This window comes from Stenomitos rutilans (assembly GCF_059505485.1).
On record NZ_JCACKR010000160.1, the window covers coordinates 117236 to 139699 of the forward strand.

The 22464-nt window shown below is 50.0% G+C and carries 20 protein-coding genes; 6 read left to right on the top strand and 14 right to left on the bottom strand.

Going from position 1 to position 22464, the window contains the following annotated elements:
• Positions 1–70: 70 nt before the first annotated feature.
• The gene (locus AC5JLP_RS32820; RefSeq protein WP_496072074.1) at positions 71–841 is read right to left on the bottom strand and encodes an alpha/beta hydrolase; all 771 of its coding nucleotides are present in this window, start codon (positions 839–841) and stop codon (positions 71–73) included.
• A gap of 196 nt (positions 842–1037) precedes the next feature.
• On the opposite strand from AC5JLP_RS32820, the gene AC5JLP_RS32825 reads away from it, so the two are divergent.
• The gene (locus AC5JLP_RS32825; protein ID WP_496072075.1) at positions 1038–1313 is read left to right on the top strand and encodes an acylphosphatase; all 276 of its coding nucleotides are present in this window, start codon (positions 1038–1040) and stop codon (positions 1311–1313) included.
• A gap of 233 nt (positions 1314–1546) precedes the next feature.
• On the opposite strand, the gene AC5JLP_RS32830 is transcribed toward AC5JLP_RS32825, so the two are convergent.
• The 3 genes from AC5JLP_RS32830 to AC5JLP_RS32840 all read right to left on the bottom strand — a co-directional run bounded on the left by AC5JLP_RS32830 (position 1547) and on the right by AC5JLP_RS32840 (position 4685).
• Positions 1547–2605, bottom strand: coding sequence for an anthranilate phosphoribosyltransferase family protein (locus tag AC5JLP_RS32830; protein WP_496072076.1), 1059 nt, complete (start codon positions 2603–2605; stop codon positions 1547–1549).
• A gap of 43 nt (positions 2606–2648) precedes the next feature.
• Positions 2649–3662, bottom strand: a complete 1014-nt coding sequence (locus AC5JLP_RS32835; RefSeq protein ID WP_496072077.1) for a LysR family transcriptional regulator — start codon at positions 3660–3662, stop codon at positions 2649–2651.
• A 186-nt stretch (positions 3663–3848) separates the two neighbouring features.
• Positions 3849–4685, bottom strand: coding sequence for a COP23 domain-containing protein (locus AC5JLP_RS32840; protein ID WP_496072078.1), 837 nt, complete (start codon positions 4683–4685; stop codon positions 3849–3851).
• Positions 4686–5154: 469 nt separating this feature from the next.
• Here AC5JLP_RS32840 and crtR point away from each other — a divergent pair, with 469 nt between their 5' ends.
• Positions 5155–6159 (top strand): beta-carotene hydroxylase, encoded by a 1005-nt coding sequence (gene crtR / locus AC5JLP_RS32845; RefSeq protein ID WP_496072079.1) that lies wholly within the window; start codon positions 5155–5157, stop codon positions 6157–6159.
• A gap of 173 nt (positions 6160–6332) precedes the next feature.
• On the top strand, positions 6333–6713 hold the full coding sequence (locus AC5JLP_RS32850) for a phage holin family protein (RefSeq protein WP_496072080.1): 381 nt from the start codon (positions 6333–6335) through the stop codon (positions 6711–6713).
• 150 nt (positions 6714–6863) lie between these two features.
• On the opposite strand, the gene aroH is transcribed toward AC5JLP_RS32850, so the two are convergent.
• Together aroH and sppA are read right to left on the bottom strand one after the other, a co-directional pair.
• Entirely contained in the window at positions 6864–7268 is a 405-nt protein-coding gene (gene aroH / locus AC5JLP_RS32855) for a chorismate mutase (protein ID WP_496072081.1), read from the bottom strand.
• A gap of 220 nt (positions 7269–7488) precedes the next feature.
• Entirely contained in the window at positions 7489–8328 is an 840-nt protein-coding gene (sppA, locus tag AC5JLP_RS32860; protein ID WP_496072082.1) for a signal peptide peptidase SppA, read from the bottom strand.
• A 543-nt stretch (positions 8329–8871) separates the two neighbouring features.
• Here sppA and AC5JLP_RS32865 point away from each other — a divergent pair.
• Entirely contained in the window at positions 8872–9960 is a 1089-nt protein-coding gene (locus AC5JLP_RS32865) for a DMT family transporter (protein ID WP_496072083.1), read from the top strand.
• Positions 9957–11051, top strand: coding sequence for a glycosyltransferase family 4 protein (locus AC5JLP_RS32870; RefSeq protein WP_496072084.1), 1095 nt, complete (start codon positions 9957–9959; stop codon positions 11049–11051). Before AC5JLP_RS32865 ends, AC5JLP_RS32870 begins: the two co-directional genes overlap by 4 nt.
• Positions 11052–11979: 928 nt before the next feature.
• On the opposite strand, the gene AC5JLP_RS32875 is transcribed toward AC5JLP_RS32870, so the two are convergent.
• The 4 genes from AC5JLP_RS32875 to carA form a co-directional block, all read right to left on the bottom strand.
• Positions 11980–12582 carry a DUF8166 family protein gene (locus AC5JLP_RS32875; RefSeq protein WP_496072085.1) on the bottom strand — a complete coding sequence of 201 codons (603 nt, stop codon included), beginning with the start codon at positions 12580–12582 and terminating at the stop codon, positions 11980–11982.
• 238 nt (positions 12583–12820) lie between these two features.
• Positions 12821–13111, bottom strand: coding sequence for a 4a-hydroxytetrahydrobiopterin dehydratase (locus tag AC5JLP_RS32880; RefSeq protein WP_496072086.1), 291 nt, complete (start codon positions 13109–13111; stop codon positions 12821–12823).
• A gap of 430 nt (positions 13112–13541) precedes the next feature.
• On the bottom strand, positions 13542–13910 hold the full coding sequence (locus AC5JLP_RS32885; RefSeq protein ID WP_496072143.1) for an STAS domain-containing protein: 369 nt from the start codon (positions 13908–13910) through the stop codon (positions 13542–13544).
• Positions 13911–14136: 226 nt separating this feature from the next.
• On the bottom strand, positions 14137–15291 hold the full coding sequence (carA, locus tag AC5JLP_RS32890) for a glutamine-hydrolyzing carbamoyl-phosphate synthase small subunit (RefSeq protein ID WP_496072087.1): 1155 nt from the start codon (positions 15289–15291) through the stop codon (positions 14137–14139).
• A gap of 486 nt (positions 15292–15777) precedes the next feature.
• On the opposite strand from carA, the gene AC5JLP_RS32895 reads away from it, so the two are divergent.
• Complete coding sequence (locus tag AC5JLP_RS32895) at positions 15778–16677, top strand: retropepsin-like aspartic protease family protein (RefSeq protein WP_496072088.1); 900 nt, start codon at positions 15778–15780, stop codon at positions 16675–16677.
• Between the two features lie 38 nt (positions 16678–16715).
• On the opposite strand, the gene trpD is transcribed toward AC5JLP_RS32895, so the two are convergent.
• The 4 genes from trpD to AC5JLP_RS32915 all read right to left on the bottom strand — a co-directional run bounded on the left by trpD (position 16716) and on the right by AC5JLP_RS32915 (position 22440).
• Positions 16716–17813, bottom strand: a complete 1098-nt coding sequence (gene trpD / locus AC5JLP_RS32900; protein WP_496072089.1) for an anthranilate phosphoribosyltransferase — start codon at positions 17811–17813, stop codon at positions 16716–16718.
• A 481-nt stretch (positions 17814–18294) separates the two neighbouring features.
• A complete protein-coding gene (locus tag AC5JLP_RS32905) occupies positions 18295–18483 on the bottom strand; it encodes a CsbD family protein (protein WP_496072090.1) in 189 nt (62 codons plus the stop codon).
• A 237-nt stretch (positions 18484–18720) separates the two neighbouring features.
• The gene (locus tag AC5JLP_RS32910; RefSeq protein ID WP_496072091.1) at positions 18721–19926 is read right to left on the bottom strand and encodes a glycosyltransferase family 2 protein; all 1206 of its coding nucleotides are present in this window, start codon (positions 19924–19926) and stop codon (positions 18721–18723) included.
• A gap of 183 nt (positions 19927–20109) precedes the next feature.
• Positions 20110–22440: a GumC family protein gene (locus AC5JLP_RS32915; protein WP_496072092.1), complete on the bottom strand. Its 2331-nt coding sequence runs from the start codon at positions 22438–22440 to the stop codon at positions 20110–20112.
• Positions 22441–22464 lie beyond the last annotated feature (24 nt).

Below are 22464 nucleotides of genomic sequence, written 5' to 3' on the forward strand. Positions count from 1 at the left end.
GCTTAAAGGACGATCGCAGAGTGAGCCTTTCCCATCCAAGAAAGCTCTATTAATCAACAGCTGTGATCACTTAGTGAGTTGGTGTTTCAGCCAGCAACCAGCGCCAGATTTCGGGGAGTCGTCGTTGCCAGGAGGTCTCATAGTGCGATTCACCGTTTCCGAGCAGGAAGTGGACTTCGTGGTCTTTGTAGCCCAGCCCTTTGAGGTGGTTGTAGAAATTTTGCGTGATGGGGACGTAGTCAAGCCAAACGCCATGAAACGAGTATTGCTCCTGGCTCCCCACATATAGATAGATTTTTAACCAGACATTTTCGTGACGATCCCAGAACTTAAACATCCGATCGCCACCCCACATCAAGGCAGGCGAAAGTCCACCAATGCGACCCACCGTCTGGGCATATTTCTTGCCGATGTAAAGGGACATCAACCCGCCCATACTGGAACCCATGACACCTGTCCACTGCGGCTGTGGGAGGGTGCGGTAGGTTTTATCGATATAGGGCTTAAGCTGCTTCACCAAAAACTGAGCGCACAGGTCGCCTCGTCCACCAATCCAGGGAGAGTATTCGATCATGCGATCGGGCGTATTGTCGATCGCCACAATAATCCAGGGACGGACGCTTCCTTCTTTAACCAGCGCTTCCATCGTCGTGTTGGCGCACCAGGTATCAAACATGGCCGATTCTGGATGGGAAAACACATTCTGCCCATCAAACATGTACAAGACAGGAAACGATTGACCTGGCTGCTGTGTATAGGCATCAGGCGTAAAAATGCGAATGGTGCGCGTTATCTGCTCAGCATCAGAATGGAAGTTGCGAATAATCTGAATAGTGCCCATAGTGAGTGAGGAAGGGTAAACGACGTGTAGTTGGGGGCTAGAAAACGCATCATTGCATCGAACCGTTGATGAATACATAGGCGGTGAGCGCCATTCCCAACAGAGCGCAAAGAAAAATTGGGGTATAGAGAAAAAAGTAGTGGAGACGGTTTCAGCCTCGCTAACCTGAGTGTAATGTTGCAGTCTTCTACAACGTATGGAATTGATTCGCGCACATATATGGATTTCGGGACGGGTTCAAGGTGTTGCCTACCGCATGACAACGGCCAAGATTGCAACGCACCTGGGTTTGAAGGGCTGGGTGCGAAATTTACCCGATGGACGAGTCGAAGCGGTTTTTGAGGGAGAGGAGGCCGCGATCGAGTCAATGGTGCGCTGGTGTCACGAAGGGCCACCAGAGGCGATCGTAGAACAAGTGAGAGCTTCTTACGAAACGCCGGAGGGCTTGCAGTCATTCAACATTCGCCGTTGAGTTGAGTAGAAGGCAGAGGGCAGGGGAGGCGGGGAGGCGGGGAGGCGGGGAGGCGGGGGAAGCAGGGGAGGCGGGAGAAGCAACTCAAAACTCGCTAGCTTGTCGATACAGAGCGCTACTTAAAACTCTTACACCTCTCACCTCTCTGTCCAACTCAAAACTCAAAACTTCTACGCTGACCGCTAAAAATCGTCAGAGAATGTCTAAAGATGCAGAAATCTCTACTTTTTACACTAATGCGTCAATTGCAATGGAGTGGCGACCTGCTGAATTTCGCGCAGTTTTTGTAGCACCAGGCCCTCGGTGAGTAAGCGCTTCGCTTCCTGGATGCCTGCTTCGAGCGATCGACAACCGCCACAGCGCCATAAATAGAATCCGCTGCTCCAGAGAGTAGACTGCATCAACTCAGAGGGTTGTCCTTGCAGGACAGACTGCATGGCTTCAATCAGTTTCGGTGTTGCGTCTAAGGGGACATTTTTGCCCTCAAAGCCATAGTCTCGTGAATGCAGGTGCAGGCGTTCAAAGTCGATCGCGGTTGCGCCTAAGCCGATAATAGCTGTCCGCTCTCTAGGCAAATCAATACTTCCTTCTAAGCCTTTCACACTGGTGAAGTGAGTGATCCCTCGCAAGGTGATCGCCTCTTGAAACATCAATTCTGTCGGTGGATGCACGAAACCAGAGACAACATGCACCTCGCCTGCGTAGGGAGACCAGATTAACTCCATTGTCGCAAACGGTGGGCGTTTACCGATTTGTTCACGATAGGGCACCAGTCCTTGAGCCAGAGGAAAGTGGGTCGGCAAATAGATAAAGCCCAGCCCTGTGGCTTCTAACACGTGCTGCACTTGCGAGAGTGCAAGTTTGCTCCAGTCCACACCCCATTCACGCCAGTAGTCAATAAGCGGTTCACCCTCTTTAGTCGGCATACGATCGCCCCCATGCATAATCACGGGGCAATGAGCCGTAGCCAAAATCAAGGCAATCAAAGGAGCGAGGGGAGTTGTGCGCGATCGTCCATCGTAGGGCACGCCCATCACCGTCACAGGATAGGCAGACGCGATCGAGTGCAGGCGTGGACCAAGTTCTGCATAGGCATCCAGCATCCCCGCCAACTCGGTACCTGTAGGTCGCCGGATGCGATGAGCAATCATGAATGCGCCAATTTGAGCCGGGGTCGCCTCTTGTAGCAACATCAACCGAGTTGCCGCTGCCGCTTCTTCACGGGTCAAGGATTCACTGGTATGTGTGCCGCTGCCCACTTTGCGAAGTAGTTCTCTAAACTCATGACTCATAGCATTAACTCAATAGCGGCAGAAAGCACCCGCAAGAACGCGCTTACTCAACGGTTGCGATCGACAGTGGTAGCTGAATTTGAGGTGGCAACAAAGCAGCCACAAGATTAAAAAAGTGTTGAATGGGTGGAATTTGTAAGCGATCGCGCGTTGTCACCAGCACCACCTGACGGGTAAACGGCGGATCGGTCAGCGAATCGGACAACTCACCCTGCTGGCTCTTAACACCAGGAGCCAGCGATCGCACAGCTAAGGTACGGTCTGCATACGCCTCAACGAGAGCAGTTTCGGGCAGCAGAGCAATCAGTTCACCCTGCCGCACTACGCCTCGAAAGGCATCTGGCGTATTGAGTTCCAGTACCGCCCGTAACGTGGCTCCCCGTCGTTCAAACTGCTCCTGCACAAGCCGCTGCATCCCGTAGCCATCCTTAAAGACGACTTGGGGGTGTGTGACCAGTGCATCCCAGGGAACCGTTTCGTAGGTTGCTAGGGGATGGTCTGCTGCAATCAGTACCTTAATCGGCTCATCGTACAGCACCTGCACCACCATTTCTGGGTTCGTCATTAAAAACCGATTGTGCATGACGATCGCCAGATCAACCAGCCCATCCTTCAGCACCTTGAGGGAGCGATCGCTGCCCAGCGCTGTCACCCGCAGTTGTACATCTGGGTAGTCGCGGCAAAACTGCTGCAACACGGGTGGCAGATGGTAAGCACAGATGGAATGAATCGCTGCCACACAAAGCTCTGGCTGTTTACCCGCCAGCAAATCATCTAAATCCTGAATCGCGATCAACCATTCCTGGCAAATCTTTTTGGCGCGCGGGAGAAACCGATCGCCCGCGATCGTCAGCTTTGCCTGGGTCGTGCGATGAAAGAGTGGAATCTTCAACGCAGCCTCTAAGCTTTGAATCTGCCGACTGATGGCTGATTGCGTCACGCCACAACGTTGAGCAGCTTGCTGAAAGCTACCTGTCTCTGCCACCGCGAGAAACGCTTGCAACTGCTCTAGGCGCATGAAATCAGACGTAATGGTTAAAAATGTAGTCAAGGTCACAACGATACCTTCCAGTGACCTTAGCGGATCTGTCCAGTCAGTTCGGTAGACCTTGATACAGCAAACGCGTTCAGTAGACATCAAAAAAGCCCCGCCAAAGGCAGGGCTAAGCATTGATTCTAATCTTATGAAAGGTACGACATTGCCGCGCCTCTACAAAAGAAATCATCCAATAGAACGGTTGCCTTAGCGAAAGTTCCCAGGATTTAGCCGCCGGGGAGCAGAGGTGTTAGCAGCGCCACTTCTCAGTTGCGTCCCTGTGCCACCGTCGCGTCGATCAAGGAAGGGACGCAGATTGATGCCGTCTGAACCGCTCGTCGATTGGCCGATGTTTGATAGTCCACCGATCGCCCGTCCAATTTGATCAACAATGTCGCTGCCGCCACCACCTGTATAGGTGTTCACTCCTTGCGTTTGCTGCCCACTGTCAGCAACGGTCAGGTTTTGGAAGACCCGATCGCGAGTCGAAGTGGGATCTTGTCCGTTCGGCACGGTCAGCACAATCCGACAGCTAGAAACTCTTTCTGTAGTCACGCAGACAGTGTTGTAGCCGTTCTCCGCGCCTGTCTTCATTTCCAGCAGCCCATCGGGGCGGTAAGATTCCAAGCGGCGGCTAATTTCGGCACAACGACGATTGGCATCCCAGCCACCACCCATATTGCTGGGAATAGCCCAGGGGTAGGATTGTGTCGGCTGGCTTTCAGGACGATACATCACCGTATATTGACCACTCACCATCTCGCAGGTAAAGCGAGTACCCGAAGCCGTTGTGGTAGAACCCGTGGATGGATTCGTCGTAGGGTTCGTCGTTGAGCCTGATTGCTGTGGCTCTGGGTTCACAATGACATCACCCGTATTTGTCGTTGAACTTTGAGCAACCTGAAGCGGCAATGCTGGCACAAAGGTTTGAGCTGCGATCGCGTTACCACCACTTAGCAGCAACACTGCACTTAGCAAAGCGCTTAGGCTGCTGTACCGAAACGTAGAATTTCCCAACCTGTTTCCCAACTTCGGTAACGACATAGCAAAAACCTCAAAAAGACGTTAATAACTGAAGCGACGATGACAGAACGACGCAAACCTCGGAGGTTTTAACCAAGAATCTTTTCTATAGCACTTTCGCATGCAGGAGCGTGACCTCAACACGATCGCCCCAAGACTGATAGAGCAGCGAGCCATGCAATCTAGATCAGTTCGCCTCCAAGCAAAACATTCAAACCCAGTGACGTGCTACCGGCCCTCAAAGTTCCCCTTCAATAGTCCCCAAGTAGCTCTGCTCAGGGGTAGTTCCACACTTCTTTACATATCCTTGAGATGCCAACTGATATTCGATCGAATACAACTAAGGCTCTACGCTTTATAAGCCGTCATATAACCCCACATACAGTCAGCGTTAGTTTTAGATTAGTGGAGCTGATTTCACAAAACTTTATTTTGAAACGATAGGTATCGTATACTACGCGTTGGTGATTAAGAAGGAGCAGAACTGTAAATGTCGGAGGCAGTGAAGCCCCTGACGGTGCCCAAGGAGTTGCTAGGTCCTCCTGGTGATTTCAATCCAACCCTGCTGATGTTTATCGGATCAGTGGCGCTGGCATCGGTGTCTACTTTGGGTTACTTTTGTTGGCATTGGTATCACTGGTGCAGCTTTGTGCTGAATTTCGTCGCACTGCATATAGTTGGTACGGTGATTCATGATGCTTGTCATAATGTGGCGCATCGCAATCGAGTGCTTAACGCGTTTTTGGGGCATGCCAGCGCGTTGATGCTTTGCTTTTCGTTCCCGGTGTTCACACGAGTGCATATGCAGCATCATGCACATGTCAACGATCCCGCTAACGATCCCGATCATGTGGTTTCTACGGCTGGCCCGTTGTGGATTATCAATGCTCGGTTTTTGTATCACGAAGTCTATTTTTTCAGGCGTCAGCTCTGGCGTAAATATGAGCTATGGGAGTGGGTTGCTGCGCGACTAGTGCTAGCTGCGATCGTCTTCTCGGCTTTTCAGTTTGACTTCACAGACTATGTGTTTAATTACTGGTTTGTTCCCCTAGCGGTGGTTGGTTTTGCGCTTGGACTCTTTTTTGATTACTTGCCGCATCGCCCCTTCCATGAGCGCGATCGCTGGAAAAATGCCAGAGTGTATCCTAGTGCGGTGCTTAATCTGTTGATCATGGGGCAGAACTACCATCTAGTACATCATCTTTGGCCTTCCATGCCCTGGTATAACTACCAGCCCGCTTACGTTGCGACTAGGCGACTACTAGATGCAAAAGGTGCTCACCAATCGCTAGGCCTTTTGCAAACGCCACAAGACTTTTTTGGTTTCCTTTACGATGTGGTGCTGGGTATTCGCTTTCATAAGCCGCACCCGGTTACCGTGAAGCAAGCTAGAGAGACTGCGCTTGGCCCACCAGTGCTTCGAGTAGACGAGACAAGTGAATCTGAAGTCATAGAACCTTTGCTGGCAAGTCGTTCTACACCGTCATCGCCCTGAGTTAAACCAGACGAGCACCACCCAGTAAAAGCCTCTATCAGCAGCTTGCTTCTGTAGGCTGATTGCGATCGTTCGGTATCTCTATCTGGGTAGAGATACGCTTGGATGGTCGTTTCCTCAATAATGGTCACATAGCAAGACTGTTAGCTCTTGGTAAATTTGAGGAAAAAACTATGGTCGGAAATCTTTTAACCTTACTGGCTACGGCGCTAAGTCTGCTTGTAGTTGATTTAGCGGTTCCTGGAGTCGATATCGCTACGTTCCCAGCCGCAATCATTGCAGCCATCTCGATCGGGTTGGTTAATGCGTTTGTCAAACCTATTTTGTCTATTCTGTCGTTGCCGCTCAACTTTTTGACGTTGGGGCTTTTCTCCCTCGTTGTGAATGGCTTTTGCTTTTGGTTGGCCTCTGTGTTTGTTCCTGGCTTTAGGGTGGACGGCCTCATTGCCTTCATTCTTTCCCCGATCGTCCTGTCGCTGGTCAGCACGTTCTTGAATAAATACTTTGCAGAACGTCAGGTTGGTGTCTTGCCCGAAGCGAAGCCTGAGGTCTAAGGTCTTGTTTGGTCTGGGATTGTCTGCGCTGATGGCAATTTCGTTATTGTTTGGAGTTAAAAGAAAGGGCAAGGAGATCGTTCAGACTCTCCTTGCCCTTTTGCTCAGTCTACGATCGTGGAGTGTTCGCCACTCGGCACGAGCCGGAATCTAAGTGGTTGTTTTAGCGATTAAAGCTGCTTGAGCCATCGTCCAGTCGGGTCGAAGACTTTTAGCCTGACGTAGATAGGGATGGTAGATTTCAAGCTCTGGATTGGGTGTATTGAAGTGAATGAGAAAGCGGATACAGCGCTCCAAGCTACCTTCGACATGCATTTGCTGCACATCCAAAAGTGGCACGTTTGACCAATGAGGCCGTTCACGGGCGATCGAAGCAGGGAAAGTGGCATCCAGATCACGGGTAGCGGAAAAGGTCGCACTCACGATTTCGTTTGGATCAAGCCGATTATAAGCTTCCAGCTCATCCAGCAGTTCGTGGACGGCTTCTCGAATCGCTTCAATTGAATTTTCTGAGACTGTTGTGGCCCCACGCACCGCCCGCACTCTCCAACCCACGCTTAATCCTCCACGCACTTTCGCTAACACTTCTCTTGTATGAACAATTCTAATGATGTCTAACCCCAAGCTGCGTGCTGGTGATCAAACAGCTTGCATTCAATCGTGTCTGATCTTAATCATGGCTGCAAATGCTAAGGATGGCAGCCAGAATGCCATCCTGCTTATTAATAATTAAGACGTTGCTGCCAGAAGCAAACTCTGTTTCGCTAGCTTGCTTCTAGGGGCGATAGAGCCAGAGTGGTAAACCACTCGTTGTCAGCTCAAACTCCAGACATTCGACCCCTAGTGCCAGTCCGGGCAAAGATGCTAGTTGAACCAGCGCACTAGCATCCCTTGAAAACAGCCGATTCAAGAATGGTTTACGTTCTTCTAAGGTAAAGGTGCGGGTTTTCTCAGGGTCTAGCCCAACCAGTTCGGCGGCCCAGCAACGTGCATCCTCTTCGGTACCCAAACGATCGACCAGTCCCAAGGCTAATGCTTGCTGCCCAGTAAACACGCGACCATCGGCAAAGCTCCGGACGGTTTCGGCTGCCAACTTGCGACCATCGGCGACTGTTTGCACAAATTGCTGATAGCTGACATCAATGAGTTCTTGCAAGATCGTTTTTTCTGACTCGGTGATTTCGCGATCGAACGCCAAAATATCTTTATATGGCCCGGACTTCACCACCTTAAATGAAACGCCAACTTTCTCCAGCAAGCGCTCCAGATTGTTGCCGCGCAAGATGACCCCAATACTGCCTGTGATCGTGCCAGGATTTGCCACGATATGCTCTGCACCCATGCCAATGTAAACTCCGCCAGATGCTGAGATGTTGCCAAAACTCGCGACGATTTTAGTCTTGCGTTGCAGTCGCTTTAGCGCCTCATAAATTTCCTGTGAATCGCCCACAGTGCCACCGGGGCTATCAATGCGCAGTAGCAACGCTGGAAACCGTCGTTCTTCCACTGTTTTAAGCGCTTCTAAAACACGTTTACGGGTTGCACCTGCGATCGCGCCGTTAATTTCAATACGGGCAATTTGTTTTTGAAAGCGAGGCTTAAGAGGCCAAATCATAATCAACCAGCGATAAGTGAAACAGGGAGTGAAAAGGTGACACCAACGGCAGAGCAAGCGCGTAAACAATTGACCTGTGAACCATTAAAAGCACCGTCTCACAGCAAGCATTTCAGGAAGCGGTCAAACTCGATGGGTCTAAATCTAGTGCATGCCCAAACTCTAGTGTGCCTTAATACATAGAGTTTCGACTAGGGCGCATCATCGATTAAGCTCAGAAACCTTGAGTATCAGCCTTACCGCGCCCGTCCTCACAAACCAGGCTAGGGGCTGGAACTCTTGCTGCAAGTATACGTATGAGTCGTTGGCGACAGCCCCTAGCCACAAGCCATGATTAGTTCGCGCTGTGAGTCCCTATCGTTGAATACTATTGTCAAAACATGGGCGATCGCACCCAAGCAACGGCTCGTGTTTGCCCATGAGTAAGCCAAGATACAGCAAGATCCAGGCAATTGCTCTCTAATTTACTTAACATAAGTACAACATTAGCTACAATTGTCACAGTTTGTCCCAAGCCATTGGCTTGAAAGCCACGCCTGTCTCATGGATTCACATACACTTCCCACACAGAAAGTACAGTCTTTCGGACGTTCACTCATTTCAGCGCTACTGCTCATTGCACCCTTCTTTTTTTGGGGCACCGCGATGGTTGCCATGAAAGGGGTCATTCCTAACACAACGCCGCTGTTTATGGCGGGCGTTAGGCTGGTGCCAGCAGGATTTCTGGTGCTGTTTGCGGGAATGCTAATGGGTCGGCCACAGCCCAAAGGTTGGACGGCATGGCTGTGGATTGCACTGTTTGCCCTGGTCGATGGGGCACTCTTTCAAGGCTTTTTGGCAGAAGGGTTGGTGAGAACAGGAGCGGGATTAGGCTCTGTAATGATTGACTCCCAACCGCTAGCGGTCGCGTTGATGGCACTCTGGCTTTTTGGCGAGCGCATTGGCCTTTGGGGGTGGCTGGGGTTGCTATTGGGTGTCGTAGGTATTAGTTTGCTGGGCCTACCGGAAGCATGGCTGCTGAGCGTTTTGCACCAGCGATCGCTACCAGGTGAATTGCAGCTCGGTGCGGCCCTGGTTCATGACCTCTTTCAAAATGGGCAATGGCTCATGCTACTGGCAGCGCTCTCGATGGCTGTGGGCACGGTGCTCATGCGTTACGTCAGTCGTCATGCTGACCCGGTGACAGCAACGGGCTGGCACATGATTATAGGTGGTTTGCCCCTCTTTGCCCTGTCGTCTCAGTTTGAGCATCAGCAATGGGCGGAGTTAGATCTATCCAGTTGGGTGGCAATGGGGTATGCAACCATCTTCGGTAGCGCGATCGCCTATGGCTTGTTTTTCTACTTTGCTGCTAGCGGCAGCCTCACGAGCCTGAGTTCTCTTACCTTCTTAACGCCCATCTTTGCGTTATTGTTCGGGAACCTTTTCTTGTCTGAAATGCTGAGTCCACTTCAGTGGTTTGGCGTGAGTCTCACGCTGGTAAGTATTTATCTGATTAATCAGCGCGACAGTCTGGCAGCAAAGTTTCACCGCACTTCAGCCCCGCAAGCTGATGCTACTGGCTTATCCCAAAACGCAGTCACAATGGAAGAGTTGGCCCCTATAGCAATGCCAGTAAGCAAACCAGAATGAGTGCCTCTTTAGATCGTCCACTTCGCCTCTTGCTTCTTTCTACCTCTGTGGGAGCTTTAGGCAGTGGCTTGGGCGGAGGGGTAGAACTGACGCTCCACAACATAGCGCAAGCACTCAGCTTGAGAGGGCACAGCGTCAAAATTGTGGCACCTTCAGGTTCAGTCACACCGTTTCCCCTGGTAGAAATTGAGGGCACACTGCAACCAACCGCGCAGAATGAAGGGCGAACGGCTGCGATCGCCATGCCTCCAAACGCCGTTCTCGCAAACATGTGGGCCTACGCATACCAGGTGCAAGCGCAGTTCGACATGCTGGTAAACTTTGCCTACGACTGGCTACCCTTTTATCTCACGCCCTTTTTCGATCGCCCGATCGCCCATCTCGTGAGCATGGGTTCCTTGACCGATACGATGGATACCATCATCGCGCAGACGATCGCGCGGTTTCCAGACAGCATAGGCGTTCACAGCCAGGCTCAGGCAGATACTTTCTCGTTCGGCACCCAATGCCGTGTGTTGGGTAACGGGTTTGATCTCTCGCTCTACCAATTTTGCCCTCAGCCAGAGCCTTGCCTTGCCTGGGTGGGACGCCTTGCTTCCGAAAAAGGATTGGAAGATGCAGTGGCAGTGGCTCAGATCGTTCAAAAACCGCTCAAAATCTGGGGAGTACTGCAAGACAAAGCCTACTGGCAGCAGATTCAGCAGCAATATCCGACTGCGCCAGTTACCTACGAAGGCTTTCTGCCCACAGAGCAACTTCAGAGCGCACTAGGCAAATGTCAGGCACTACTCATGACGCCTCGCTGGGTCGAAGCTTTTGGCAACGTGGCGATCGAGGCGCTGGCCTGTGGTGTACCCGTTATCGCCTATCATCGCGGTGGTCCCGCTGAAATTGTGCAAGATGGTAAAACAGGCTGGCTGGTAGAACCGGGTAGCATTTCTGGGCTGGTAGACGCGATCGCACGCCTAGAAGAGATCGATCGCTACACCTGTCGACGGCAAGCAGAGGCAGTCTACTCATTAGCTGCTATGGGCGATCGACTAGAGCAATGGTTTGCTGCCATCTTCAATCATGCGGATATACCAACTTAACCAGAAGCGACTTCACAGTTTAAAGACTGCTACAGCGATTCGCTAGGACTACGCAAATTCTCGCAAAACTGGCCCCCAACCCCAAATTGGCAGGGCGGTTTCATGTATCAGAAGAAAAAAGGTTTGCAACGGCTTTTGGAGCGGCTGATACCGATTTAAAGAATGACGGCTACAGATCAATCGGTGGGTAGGGGCAAGGCAATGCCTTGCCCCTACAGGATGTGTCGCATTTTCAATTCAAATTGGTATGAAACCACCGTGCCAGCCTCCAAATTTGGGGGAGAGGGCAACATCAAAGTCTCCCAGAATTGGGGGGGGTAGGGGGCGACTACGTAAGTCCTGTTAGCTTTAAAGCTAAAGAATTAGACCTCGCATGCGCAAGGCCATAATCACTGGCGCGTGAAAGAGCGTTATACAGATTACTGAACTTGCCAATGTGATTAAGATCACCAGCAAGGATGATCTTGATCGCATGTGAACAAGAGCGCTAACGACATACTTTAGAAGACTCAACTTTAGCCGAGTCATCAACAGGGAACACACGACTGACCGACAGGTTTCTTTCGAGGACTGTCGGTTTTTTATTTGGCGCAATCACGATGTGACGAAGATCACACCAAGGGCTGATCTAGATCGCATCGGTCATGATGCTGAAGCAACATACTTAAAAAGACTCAACTTTAGCCGAGTCATCAACAGGGAACACACGACTGACCGACAGATTTCTTGCGAAGACTGTCGGTTTTTTATTACTAAACTCCCTAGCAGTAAGTGACTACTACTTCCCGTAGCAGTAGTGTACAGGCTATGAGAAACGAGACAAGAGGTGCGTGACCCCCGATCACAAGGCTACTTGCTGTAAAGAGGCTCAGCAGGCAGCATAAACTGAGCTAACGTTCCAGAATGTATTGCCGTTTGACCATGCCCACTAGCTCATGGCACCCATTGTGTCTTTCCATGATAACTCTTTGCAGAGAATATTCAAAGCACGTTGCTCATCGCCATCAAACAGTTGGCTATCAATCAATTCAGTTAACACTTGCTGGGTTAACTGAGTCGCAAACGTCCCGCCGCAGCGCAACAAATGGCTGTAATAGCAAAACTGCGGCTGCCCCTGACGGTTTCGGTGAAAGCGATGAATTTCAGCCTGTGTCATGGTTTCAACGGGTGTGTTAATTGGTACGACAACTTTAGGAATGCCGTGAATACCGTAGGATGAACCATTGTCTGCTTCGAGAGTGCCAATGAGTACCGTCCAGAGTAACGTTCGGGTCTCGCTAATCAAATCAGGTGCAAAGACGGGATCAGGTTCACTCGACAAACGGGGTCCCATATTCAAAAACATAGGGTTAAAAAGCTGGGTATTGTAGACAAGTCCTACAGCCCAATGACGATCGCCACTGTCTAGCCGCACAAAACAGCCAAACCCGTAATCATCCGGTTTAGGAGGATCTGCTCGACTGCGTTCATCATGCAGTTCCACGACGTAGTCACAGTGCGAGTTGGATTTAACAACTTTGCCCAAACGCATAGCGAACCATCCTCTTGCCAACACCAATACAATGCTTCCAGCATACGCAGGAATGCCCAAAAGGGAACATTTGTACCGAATGTTTAGCGATTCGCTTTGACAGAAGGTTGTGAAAGGAGAAACTGCTGTCTATACAAACGATCTGCCTAGCAGCGTTAAGCAGGTCTAGATAAGGAGGTAATGGCAAAAGAGCAGTGTCCCGATGGAAGTGCCTATCCTTTAGTCGTTGGGCAGCGCTTCATTTTGCCAATGCATTGATTTTGCGAGCAAGCTCAACGTCTTTCGTGGTGATCCCCCCCGCGTCATGGGTGGTTAGATCGATTGTGACGCGATTGTAGACATTAAACCACTCTGGATGATGGCCTGCTGACTCTGCAACCAAAGCGACGCTAGACATAAAGCCAAATGCTTCAACAAACGATGCAAACTGTAGCTGACGATGAAGTTTGCCGTCTTTAACGCTCCAACCGCTCAGTTGGCTGAGTGCTGCGTTCAACTCTTCTTTAGAAAGCGGGGCGAGAGTACTCATAGCGTAATGTCTAGACGATACGTTTTCAGCCGTTGGATGGGCACTAACCGCAGTTAACTGACCTACTAGCAGCAAAATAGCTATGGTAACTCCCATCATGAAGGAAGCAAACCGATACGAGTGGTTCTGCCAAGCCCAACGAATATATTGACTCATAAGTCCAAGATTATTGGTGCATCGCAGCCTCAGATTAAAGGCTACTGTTAACCAGTACGCTACAAACTGAGCAGCAACAGGACTTAGGCATTAGATGGCAAACGAAACATCATTGTTTGACCATCTGGCAACAAGGTGCGAGTGGCTCAGCGTGAGGTAGGATGCAGCACAAGCAGTCTATGGCCTCAGAAACAGCGAGACGTATTAAATATCTCGCTTAACCCAGTATTTTCAGGTGTAAAAATGCCACTATGCCACAATCTCAATCCTGCACTTAGGCAGATTTAACGTTCTCGATCGCCACGTCAACTGATGTTTGCAGCGCGAGAAATTGCTCTAAACGAACCAGTTTGACTGTCTGGGTGACACGAGGATTCGTCACAATTTGCAAAGTGCCCTCAGCAGTCTGGGCTTTCTTCGCAAGCTGCACTAGCGCACCCAAACCAGAACTATCCACAAAATCAATTTTGGATAGATCTAGAATGACGTGCTTGGGTCCCTCCTCTATACATTTAGTAAGCACCTTACGAAACGTAGGTTCTGAGAAAGCATCCAAGAGACCTGTGAGGCGAAATAACTGGTAATTGTCCCTAACTTCGCGCGTGCCTCTTAAGCTGACTGTCAGGGTTAGTTGTTCAGGAATAAAACCCTCCTAGCTGTTCAATCCTTAGATTCGACGTTCAAGTATACATCTTGGTCAGCGCGTTTGCTACCAAAGCCTGTCCTTAAATGACAATATCTTAGCGGATCGTTAAAAAACTGGGGGAAAGACGGCGTTCGATCTGAATAATTGCCAGGAAGACGTCTTGCAATTACGTCGCCAAAAGCAGAAGGCTTCTTTCTCTGAGCGACAGTACTGTCAATAAGGATTACTTAAGGACAGCGCGTTGCTCGCGCATCGTTTGCACAAAGCGATCGAACAGATAGTCGGCATCGTGAGGGCCAGGGCTAGCCTCAGGATGGTACTGCACCGAAAACAGGGGCAGCGATTTGTGTCGTAAGCCTGCTACGGTACGATCGTTTAAGTTGAGGTGCGTGATTTCGACATCAGCCGCCGCCAACGATTCGGCAGCGATCGCAAAGCCGTGATTCTGGCTCGTAATTTCTACCTGCTGCTGTAAGCCACAGGGTTGATTTAGCCCCCGGTGCCCAAACTTGAGCTTAAAGGTCTCTGCACCTAACGAGAGTCCTAAAATTTGATGCCCCATACAAATGCCAAAAATGGGCTTTTGGCTAGTTAGCAGTGTTTTGGTCGTAGCAATGCCTTCGCTGACCGTTGCTGGATCACCCGGCCCATTAGAAAGAAAAATCCCATCTGGGTTGTGCTTGAGAATTTCCTCTGGCGGCGTGTCTGCTGGTACGACGATGACGCGGCAGCCATAGCTAGCAAGACGACGTAGAATGTTGCGCTTGATGCCGAAGTCGATCGCGACCACCGTAAGAGGTTCGGCAGCCGCAGACTTTGCCACAGGGCCAAACTCCCAGGTCTCATTCGTGGTATCCGACCACTCATAGCTGGCTTTCGTACTTACCTCACGGACAAGATTAAGCCCAGCCATACTGGGTGCATCTTGGACATGCGACAACAACTCTGCAGGATCGAGAATTTCAGTAGAGATTGCCCCGTTCATCGCTCCGACCGACCGCAGCTTACGCGTTAGAGCACGCGTATCGATGCCATAAATGGCTAGAATATTGTGCTGCTTTAAGTACTCAGGAAAGGATTGAGTGGAGCGCCAGTTGCTGGGTTTAAAGCAAACATTGCGGGCGATCGTCCCTCGCACTTGGGGCTGGGCTGACTCTTCATCTTCAGGATTCACCCCAGTGTTGCCCAACTCTGGATACGTAAAGGTTACGATCTGACCACGATAACTAGGGTCGGTTAAAACTTCCTGGTACCCGGTCATACCCGTGTTAAACACAACCTCACCGATCGCAGTGCCTGTTGCACCAAAGGATAAGCCCTGATACGACGTACCATCTGCTAAAACTAACAACGCTGGCTGAGTAGACGGGAGAACCATAGTGATTGCTATCAGACGTAGACGCTTTATTATGCCATGCCTCAACAAAGCTCAGGAGTTCAGCATAAGCATGTGAAGGGGCAGTCCTTGAGAGCCAAACATCAAGCACCATCGCTGCGGGTACGAGTTCCATTTGTTATTTTCGTAGAATGGATTGATTATTAATCCAGCAGTGTTGATTTAGACCTTTGGCAACTTCACGCTGCGGTCGTAGGTGAGGCATCGCTATCACGCACACTTAAGCTTGATTTTGGTGCGTGACGCTGTCGCTTTTCTTGAATGCCGAAGGCTATACGGCACCCTACAACTCATGTCAGATCTTTAATTGTCAGGTTAATAAGCGTCATGAGTGCGGCACTCTATAAGTTAAGGGGAAATTCGTCACGCAGTTAAAGGGAAAACGTGCCAAGCATAACATTGCACCTTAGATTCGACCCCAGATCTCGTACTCTAAATTCGCTACTTTACGTGTGAGTTTCTTAGCCCATGCTAAAACGCCCTTGTTTTAATGTTCTTCTGCTCATACTGTCGGGTGCGGTATTTCTGGGGAGCACCGCCTGTAGCCGCAACACCAGCGTCAAAACGGCTGTAACCAGTCCCGAAACACCTCCGGTGACGGTATCAAGCCCTGCTGTTACGTCGTTACGACCAGTACCTCCGCCAGTCGCTGCGGCTAATCAAGATGCTTACAAACTTGCGTTAGAAAAAGCTGATAGCGCCAGCAACATTACCATATCAGCGCAATCTCGAGACGACTGGAATTTAGTTGTTAGTCGTTGGCAGCAAGCGATTCAATCGATGCGATCGGTGCCAAACTCCAGCCCGTATCGATCGCTGGCAAAAGCAAAGTTAGCCGAATATCAGCGCAATCTTGCTTACGCCAGAAAGCAAGCAACGCGAGCAGACTCCAGTGAGATCGCATCTGAACCTGCTCTTTTACCGATCGTGCCTCGCACCGACACGGCGTCTACCAGCAACCCCGAAATTGTCAGCTCTAACGCATCTTCCCGTTCTGGTCGGGTTTATATCGCCAGAATTAAGCGTCGTGCTGGCGGCACACCTGTCATTGATGTCACTTTCAATGGCAACCGAACGTTTGAAATGATTGTAGATACGGGAGCCAGCGGTACGGTAATCACCAGCGCGATGGCCTCGAACCTGGGGGTAAAGGTGGTTGGTAAAGCGAAGGTTGATACAGCTAGTGACAAGAGTGTGGAAGTACCGCTCGCGTATGTGAACTCGATCGCGGTTGGTGGAGCGGTTATCAAGGGGGTCGTTGTCGCGATCGGCAATTCAGCCTTGGATACAGGCTTGTTAGGTCATGATTTCTTTAGTGACTATGATGTGACCATCAAGCGCAATGTGGTCGAATTCAAGCAACGGTAGTCTAAATTGCAGTTAACGCCGCCATTGAGCAAACAGGCTCAATGAAGAAACTGCACTAGCTGCTCAAATTTATCCCAAGCAGCACCGCTACGTAAAATCTCTTGTGCGAGTCGCACACCTTCAGCGTATGGTTCCGCTGTTTGAGGCAACACTTCACCCACCTGTAGCGCCAACGCCGCATTGAGGGCTACAACATCCTGTTGCGCCTGTGTGCCTTTGCCTTGCAGCACGGAGCGCAAAATGTCTGCATTATGTTGTACATCGCCTCCCGCGATCGCGCTTAGAGGAGCCAATGTAAGGCCCATTTCAGCAGGGTTCAAGCTAGTAAGGTTGACCGTTTGTTTGGATAACACCGCTAAGTCTGTCAGATCTCCAATGCCGGCTTCATCCAACTTTTCTCGACCATGCAGCACGATCGCACGCCGTATGCCTAACTGATTTAGAGCTTCCGCAACCGTTTGAATCAAACTGGGGGCATAAACTCCTACGACCTGACCGGTTGGATACATAGGATTGACCAGTGGGCCTAAAAGATTGAACACCGTCCGTACTTTCAAAGCGCGCCGCATTGGTGCAACGACTTTTAGCGCTGGGTGCCAACCAGGAGCAAACAAGAATGTAATACCAACAGCATGGAGTGCCGCCTGGATCTTTTCTGGAGGGGCAGCCAGATTCACACCCAATGCTTCCAAGACATCAGCAGACCCGACACGACTGGAAGCCGAGCGATTGCCATGCTTAGCCACTGAAACGCCTGCCGCTGCTGTAACAAAAGCAACAGCGGTAGAAATGTTAAAGGTGCTAGTGCCATCTCCGCCTGTCCCACATGTATCAACAACAGTAGCGAGAGGTGGATAGTCAGACGCAACGGAGCGAGACATCAAACCACGCAGGACTTGAGCCATTCCAACCAACTCTTCTGCAGATACGCCTTTCGCTTGAATTGCGACCAGAATCGCACCAGACAGAAGCGGCGGAATTGTTTCGCTCAACCAACCTTGCATTAAAGTGGCAGCTTGCCCAGTCGATAATGACTGGCGATCGAGCAGCTGTTGTAGCAACTCAGTCCATTCTGCTACGGGAGTGGAGCTATCAATGGGTGTAAGTAAAGTTGAGTCGCTAGAACTTTGTGCCACGGTAGTTAGAGAATGCTAAATTACTAACCAGCATCGTACTAAAGATCAGCTCGATCACAATAGCTTCTAACTACCTAAGAATAATTTCTTCACGATGGCAGCTTTGGCAAGTAAAGTATGGTGACTTAAGGAGTTTTCATGAACTCGAAATTACTAAGTGAGAGAAGTCTCATGCTAAGTCTCGGCTCGTGATGCTCAATTTAGGAAAACGTCGAACTTAAGTAAGAATTGTTACACCTTCAAAGCACTAATACTCAGTCAATATTAATGGGTCCTAGCACAGTAGATGTAGCTTTAATCTCTACAGTTAACCATTCCCATTTAAATGAAACGGGGTTCGGCTTGAGAAGCTAAGATTTTGAGCACACTTCATAAGTACAACCGCTACTGTGACCCGCGTTGTCTAGTCAAACACTCAAAGAGGGCACTGATGACCAGTGCCCTCTTTAACAGCTTATCCGTACTTAATCATCAGATGTGATTACGCGTTGTCAACAGTACGCTTGGCGCTATCTTTCAGATCTTCTTTAGCATTGCGTGCATTAGCTTCTACTTGCTTCGCTTTGCCTTCAGCTTGATCTGCAGGATCACCTGTTACTCTGCCAGCTGCGTCTTGAACCTTGCCTTCGACATTTTTAGCAGCGGCTTTTGCTCTTTCTTCTAAACTCATTGTCGTACTCCGTTTCTAAAGAACTATCTGAAGCGAATAGGAACACGTTGGCTGTTTCTATCCACTCTTTAAAGGTACTTAATGCGCTGTTTAGAAGCCTCCCTCACAAGTTGTATTCAAAGCAACAGTTAGTCTTAGCCAACTATGCTGAAAGAGCTATTCATGATTGTAGATTATAGAGAACTGGCAACACATTAGCGTCCGAGTTTAAGGATCGGGATCTGAAAGTATGACTAGCTAAAGCTCCTGAGATTTTGTCAGATCTCGTTCGGTACGTACCCATTTAGTCTGAGGTTTACGCAAGAACGCGAAGTAAAGGGGTATTTTCCAAAGAACATAAAGTGGTACTGACAATAGCGTTACCAACGGTAATCTATGGCGAGCAAACTTTGCCCAAGCTACAGTCACCGCAGTGAAAAGCAGCAAGCCTTCCAGAGCCAGTAGGAGCATAGGCAGATGCAGCCCTAGTGCCAAGCTTGTAATCCCCGCCGCAATCAAAGCCGCGCTCCACAGCATGACCAAAAGCGACAGTGGTGGAACGCATAAATCAAGCGCGATCGCCAATAAGCTGAAACGCTTCTGGCTTATCCACGCTTTGAGCAGACGTGGCACCTGACTAAAGAGCGTTTGTAAATGTCCGTGCTCCCATCGAGTCCGTTGACTTACAGCCGCCTGTGTTTGCTGTGGCAACGCACCAGTTACACTAGCCTCTGCGCAAAAAACCGTGGGGTATCCTGCAAGTAAAAGATCGAGGGAGAGCTGCATATCTTCAACAATGTTGCCACTCGCCCAGCAAACCTGATGAATCACAGACCACGGGAACGCCATCCCAGTTCCAGTTAAAAGGCAAGGTTGCCTTAATTGGGTTAAGCCAAAGGGGCGTACTAAATTTTTAACGGTAAAAGCAAGGATTGATACAGCCGCTGCTGGGCTAGGCTTTGGTGGCTGTGTGAGGAGGTAACTTGCCTGCACTGGACGCTGACTGGTAGCTGCTAAACACGAAATTTGGGCGATCGCACCGTCTGCAACCAGGCAATCGGCATCCACTACAACGACCACATCTGGTGGGGCTGAGGCAAGAAACTTCAACCCAAAATCCAGCGCGTAGCCCTTCCCTCGGTGCTCAAGATCATGGCGCTCAATGACTGTCGCACCTGCTTCCCGTGCAACAGTGGCTGTCTCGTCCGTACAGTTGTCAGCAATGACAATCAAGCGATCTTGATGGGTTAGCTGTGGTAACACGGTACGTAGCGTTGTGTTGATACCGCCTGCTTCATCGTGCGCTGGCACCAGTACTGCGATCGCTGGGCGATTCATGCACAGTTCTTGACCCGTTTGACGTTTTGGCAAAGCGGCGGCAAGACATTCCACCCAAAGCACTCCGATGGGGATGAGTAGAAAGAGCGCGATCGCCACCAAGAGGAAGTTGAGCAGTTGATTCATCACAGATATGGTAAGTCCCACCTTTGCAAGTTCGCTCTGTTCTATCTATCAGCTCCTCTCTATCTGCGTTATCTGACAGAATTTGAGTAGAAAGCAAGTCCATAAACAATCGAGATCGCTCAATTGAATAGCTTAAGTACAAAGGGGCTATTTTCCGCGTGCTACTAATAATTCAAGAATTGCTTACTCGTTTGGCTTCAGTAGCTTAAAGTTTCCCAGCAATGTAGGCTTTCCACCATAATTCTGTCCGAACTGACCCGATTGGCTGAAAGAGTTAGCGGTACCTCTGCCTGGATGGTTCGGCACAAAGCCGAGTATGGGCAACCGAAAGCGATTCAGTTCAGCGAGAATTTGGGTCAACACGGAACGTTTTGTCTTTGAAACCCCTGCAACCATCAGCATCCCACTAGACTGAGCCGCTACAAAATTGGCATCAGAAAATTCTGAAAGTGCAGCTGTATCATAAATGACCAAATCGAATTTGTCCTGTAGTGCCTGCATTAAGCCCTGCATCTCATTAGAGGCCAGCAGTTTGCCTGAATCGGGCGATGTTTGCCCGGACGTCAGCACTGAAAGGTTGTGATCGACTGGAGCACGTTGAATGGCCTGCTCTATTTCTGCCTTGTTTGTTATGAGTTCACTCAACCCGATCGTATTAGGTAGGCTAAACATTGAATGGAGTTGAGGGGCGCGCAGATTAGTATCAACCAAGAGCACACGCTGTCCCATCGACGCCGCTTCTAGTGCCAGATGTAAAGCGATCGTGGTTTTGCCATCACCCGATTCTGCGGAACCAATCACCAGAGAGCGGACAGATCCTTTAGGACTGAGAAAGCGAATATTTGTATAGAGAGAACTGAATGCTTTTGCAAACGCATCTGAGCGAGCAGTGGGAAGGGAAACGGTCGGTTGATTCAGGCCACTCTTAAACGGAATCGTGCCTAGAAGCGGTAGCTTTAGTGCACCCTCCATGTCTTCTGCACTATAGAATCGGTCGCGGGCTTTTTCTTTCAGTAAGGCGGCGGCCAGTCCTAGCAGCAAGCAAGCTCCCAAACCTGCAATCAAAAACTTCGGCTCAATGCTTGCGGATGGAATCGGGTTGTTTTTGCCATCTCGGTCGATCGTTGGGGCAGAAACAATTTCCCAAGGAACTTCTTTCTGCGCTGCTTCAATCCGCAGCGTTTCACGTTGGGTCAAAAATTGATTCAGCGTTGTTCTGGCAAGGTCTAAACGCTGACTCAACCCAGTGTATTGACGCACAACAACCGGGAATTCCTGAAGCTTTTGGTTTAGGAACGCTTGAGATTCAGCGATCGCCTGTCCGCGAACTCTCAACTGCTGAGCCGTGTTAGCAGCCGTCACCAACTGTCTAATCAAGTCCACTCGAAGGGCATTTTGAAAGGCAAGAACGCGAGCGTCGATGGGTGCATTGGGGTCGGTTAAGCCCAAGCTCTTGCGTGCTTCTCTGTTCAGCAATTGCTCTAGCTTGGCTTCCTGCTGCTTCAAGCTCACAATCACTGGGCTTTCACTGCTGTAGCGTGCAGATTTTTCTGCAATTGCCGTTTGTACTTTTTTCAGCTCAGCAACTTGAGTCTGGTAGCTGGTATTTTCGCTCAAAGAAGCTGCGGCCAGAGCTTGTTCTGGGCTGATACCAAGCTGCGCCTGTAAACGACCAAACAATGCCTGCTGTTCTTTAAAGTTGCGCTGTGTCTCTAGCTGCTGAGCTTGAACATTTTGCGCCTGCGTGGAAAGCTGAGTGCCTTCTGTCGTTGGGTCAGCAATCCGATAGCGTTGTCTGAGCGCTTGTAGTTCTCCTTCCAGGTCATTCACGCGGCGCTGAAGACTAGGAAGCTGATCCTCAATAAACTGAACGCCACCACCAATGCGGGTCTTTCGATCCTCAAGACTATATCTCAAGTAGCCTCTAGCAAGCTCTTGCAAGATAAACTCTACTTTCTGTGGGTCTTGCCCTTTGTACGACACATCGATCACTTTGGTTGGATCGGAGGCATCAGAACCAAAGCGCTGTGCCAGCACTTCATAACGTTTGATTACCAGCGTTTTGTTGCTGGCTGCTGCTGCTAACGAACTCGCGGTGACATCGGGGTAACGACGCTGAATTTCTGTCGCAATTTTAGACAATAGTTCAGGGCTTTGCAAAATCTGGAGTAACGTTGGGTAATCAATGACATCAGGCTGTTGCGCACCTGGTCGAGAAATTGCAGCCGGATCGGATAGACGCGCCTGAGTCGTGATCGGCTCAACCAAAAGCTGAAAATGTCCTTTGTAAGTACGGGGACCACTCAAGCTAGAGTAAGCAACTAAGGCAGCACCAGCGGCTGTGACGCCTGCAATAAGGAGAGCATTGCGCTGAATCATCCTGACGATCGGCGACAAATCTAATCCCGCTGGTCGGGCAGACAAATCTGCTGTGTCTTCACTCAGCGCTCCGTTTGTGTACCCTCGCTCTTGATCGTTGAACGATGAACCGTGAGTGTATTGTTCAGCCTTCATGATTTTCCTCTTTACCTGGTTGAC

Bases quoted from the DNA above. Each gene is read 5' to 3' on its own strand.
- AC5JLP_RS32820 (WP_496072074.1), bottom strand. From the start codon at position 841: ATGGGCACTATTCAGATTATTCGCAACTTCCATTCTGATGCTGAGCAG.
- AC5JLP_RS32825 (WP_496072075.1), top strand. From the start codon at position 1,038: ATGGAATTGATTCGCGCACATATATGGATTTCGGGACGGGTTCAAGGT.
- AC5JLP_RS32830 (WP_496072076.1), bottom strand. From the start codon at position 2,605: ATGAGTCATGAGTTTAGAGAACTACTTCGCAAAGTGGGCAGCGGCACA.
- AC5JLP_RS32840 (WP_496072078.1), bottom strand. From the start codon at position 4,685: ATGTCGTTACCGAAGTTGGGAAACAGGTTGGGAAATTCTACGTTTCGG.
- crtR (WP_496072079.1), top strand. From the start codon at position 5,155: ATGTCGGAGGCAGTGAAGCCCCTGACGGTGCCCAAGGAGTTGCTAGGT.
- AC5JLP_RS32850 (WP_496072080.1), top strand. From the start codon at position 6,333: ATGGTCGGAAATCTTTTAACCTTACTGGCTACGGCGCTAAGTCTGCTT.
- sppA (WP_496072082.1), bottom strand. From the start codon at position 8,328: ATGATTTGGCCTCTTAAGCCTCGCTTTCAAAAACAAATTGCCCGTATT.
- AC5JLP_RS32865 (WP_496072083.1), top strand. From the start codon at position 8,872: ATGGATTCACATACACTTCCCACACAGAAAGTACAGTCTTTCGGACGT.
- AC5JLP_RS32870 (WP_496072084.1), top strand. From the start codon at position 9,957: ATGAGTGCCTCTTTAGATCGTCCACTTCGCCTCTTGCTTCTTTCTACC.
- AC5JLP_RS32875 (WP_496072085.1), bottom strand. From the start codon at position 12,582: ATGCGTTTGGGCAAAGTTGTTAAATCCAACTCGCACTGTGACTACGTC.
- AC5JLP_RS32880 (WP_496072086.1), bottom strand. From the start codon at position 13,111: ATGAGTACTCTCGCCCCGCTTTCTAAAGAAGAGTTGAACGCAGCACTC.
- carA (WP_496072087.1), bottom strand. From the start codon at position 15,291: ATGGTTCTCCCGTCTACTCAGCCAGCGTTGTTAGTTTTAGCAGATGGT.
- AC5JLP_RS32895 (WP_496072088.1), top strand. From the start codon at position 15,778: ATGCTAAAACGCCCTTGTTTTAATGTTCTTCTGCTCATACTGTCGGGT.
- AC5JLP_RS32905 (WP_496072090.1), bottom strand. From the start codon at position 18,483: ATGAGTTTAGAAGAAAGAGCAAAAGCCGCTGCTAAAAATGTCGAAGGC.
- AC5JLP_RS32910 (WP_496072091.1), bottom strand. From the start codon at position 19,926: ATGAATCAACTGCTCAACTTCCTCTTGGTGGCGATCGCGCTCTTTCTA.
- AC5JLP_RS32915 (WP_496072092.1), bottom strand. From the start codon at position 22,440: ATGAAGGCTGAACAATACACTCACGGTTCATCGTTCAACGATCAAGAG.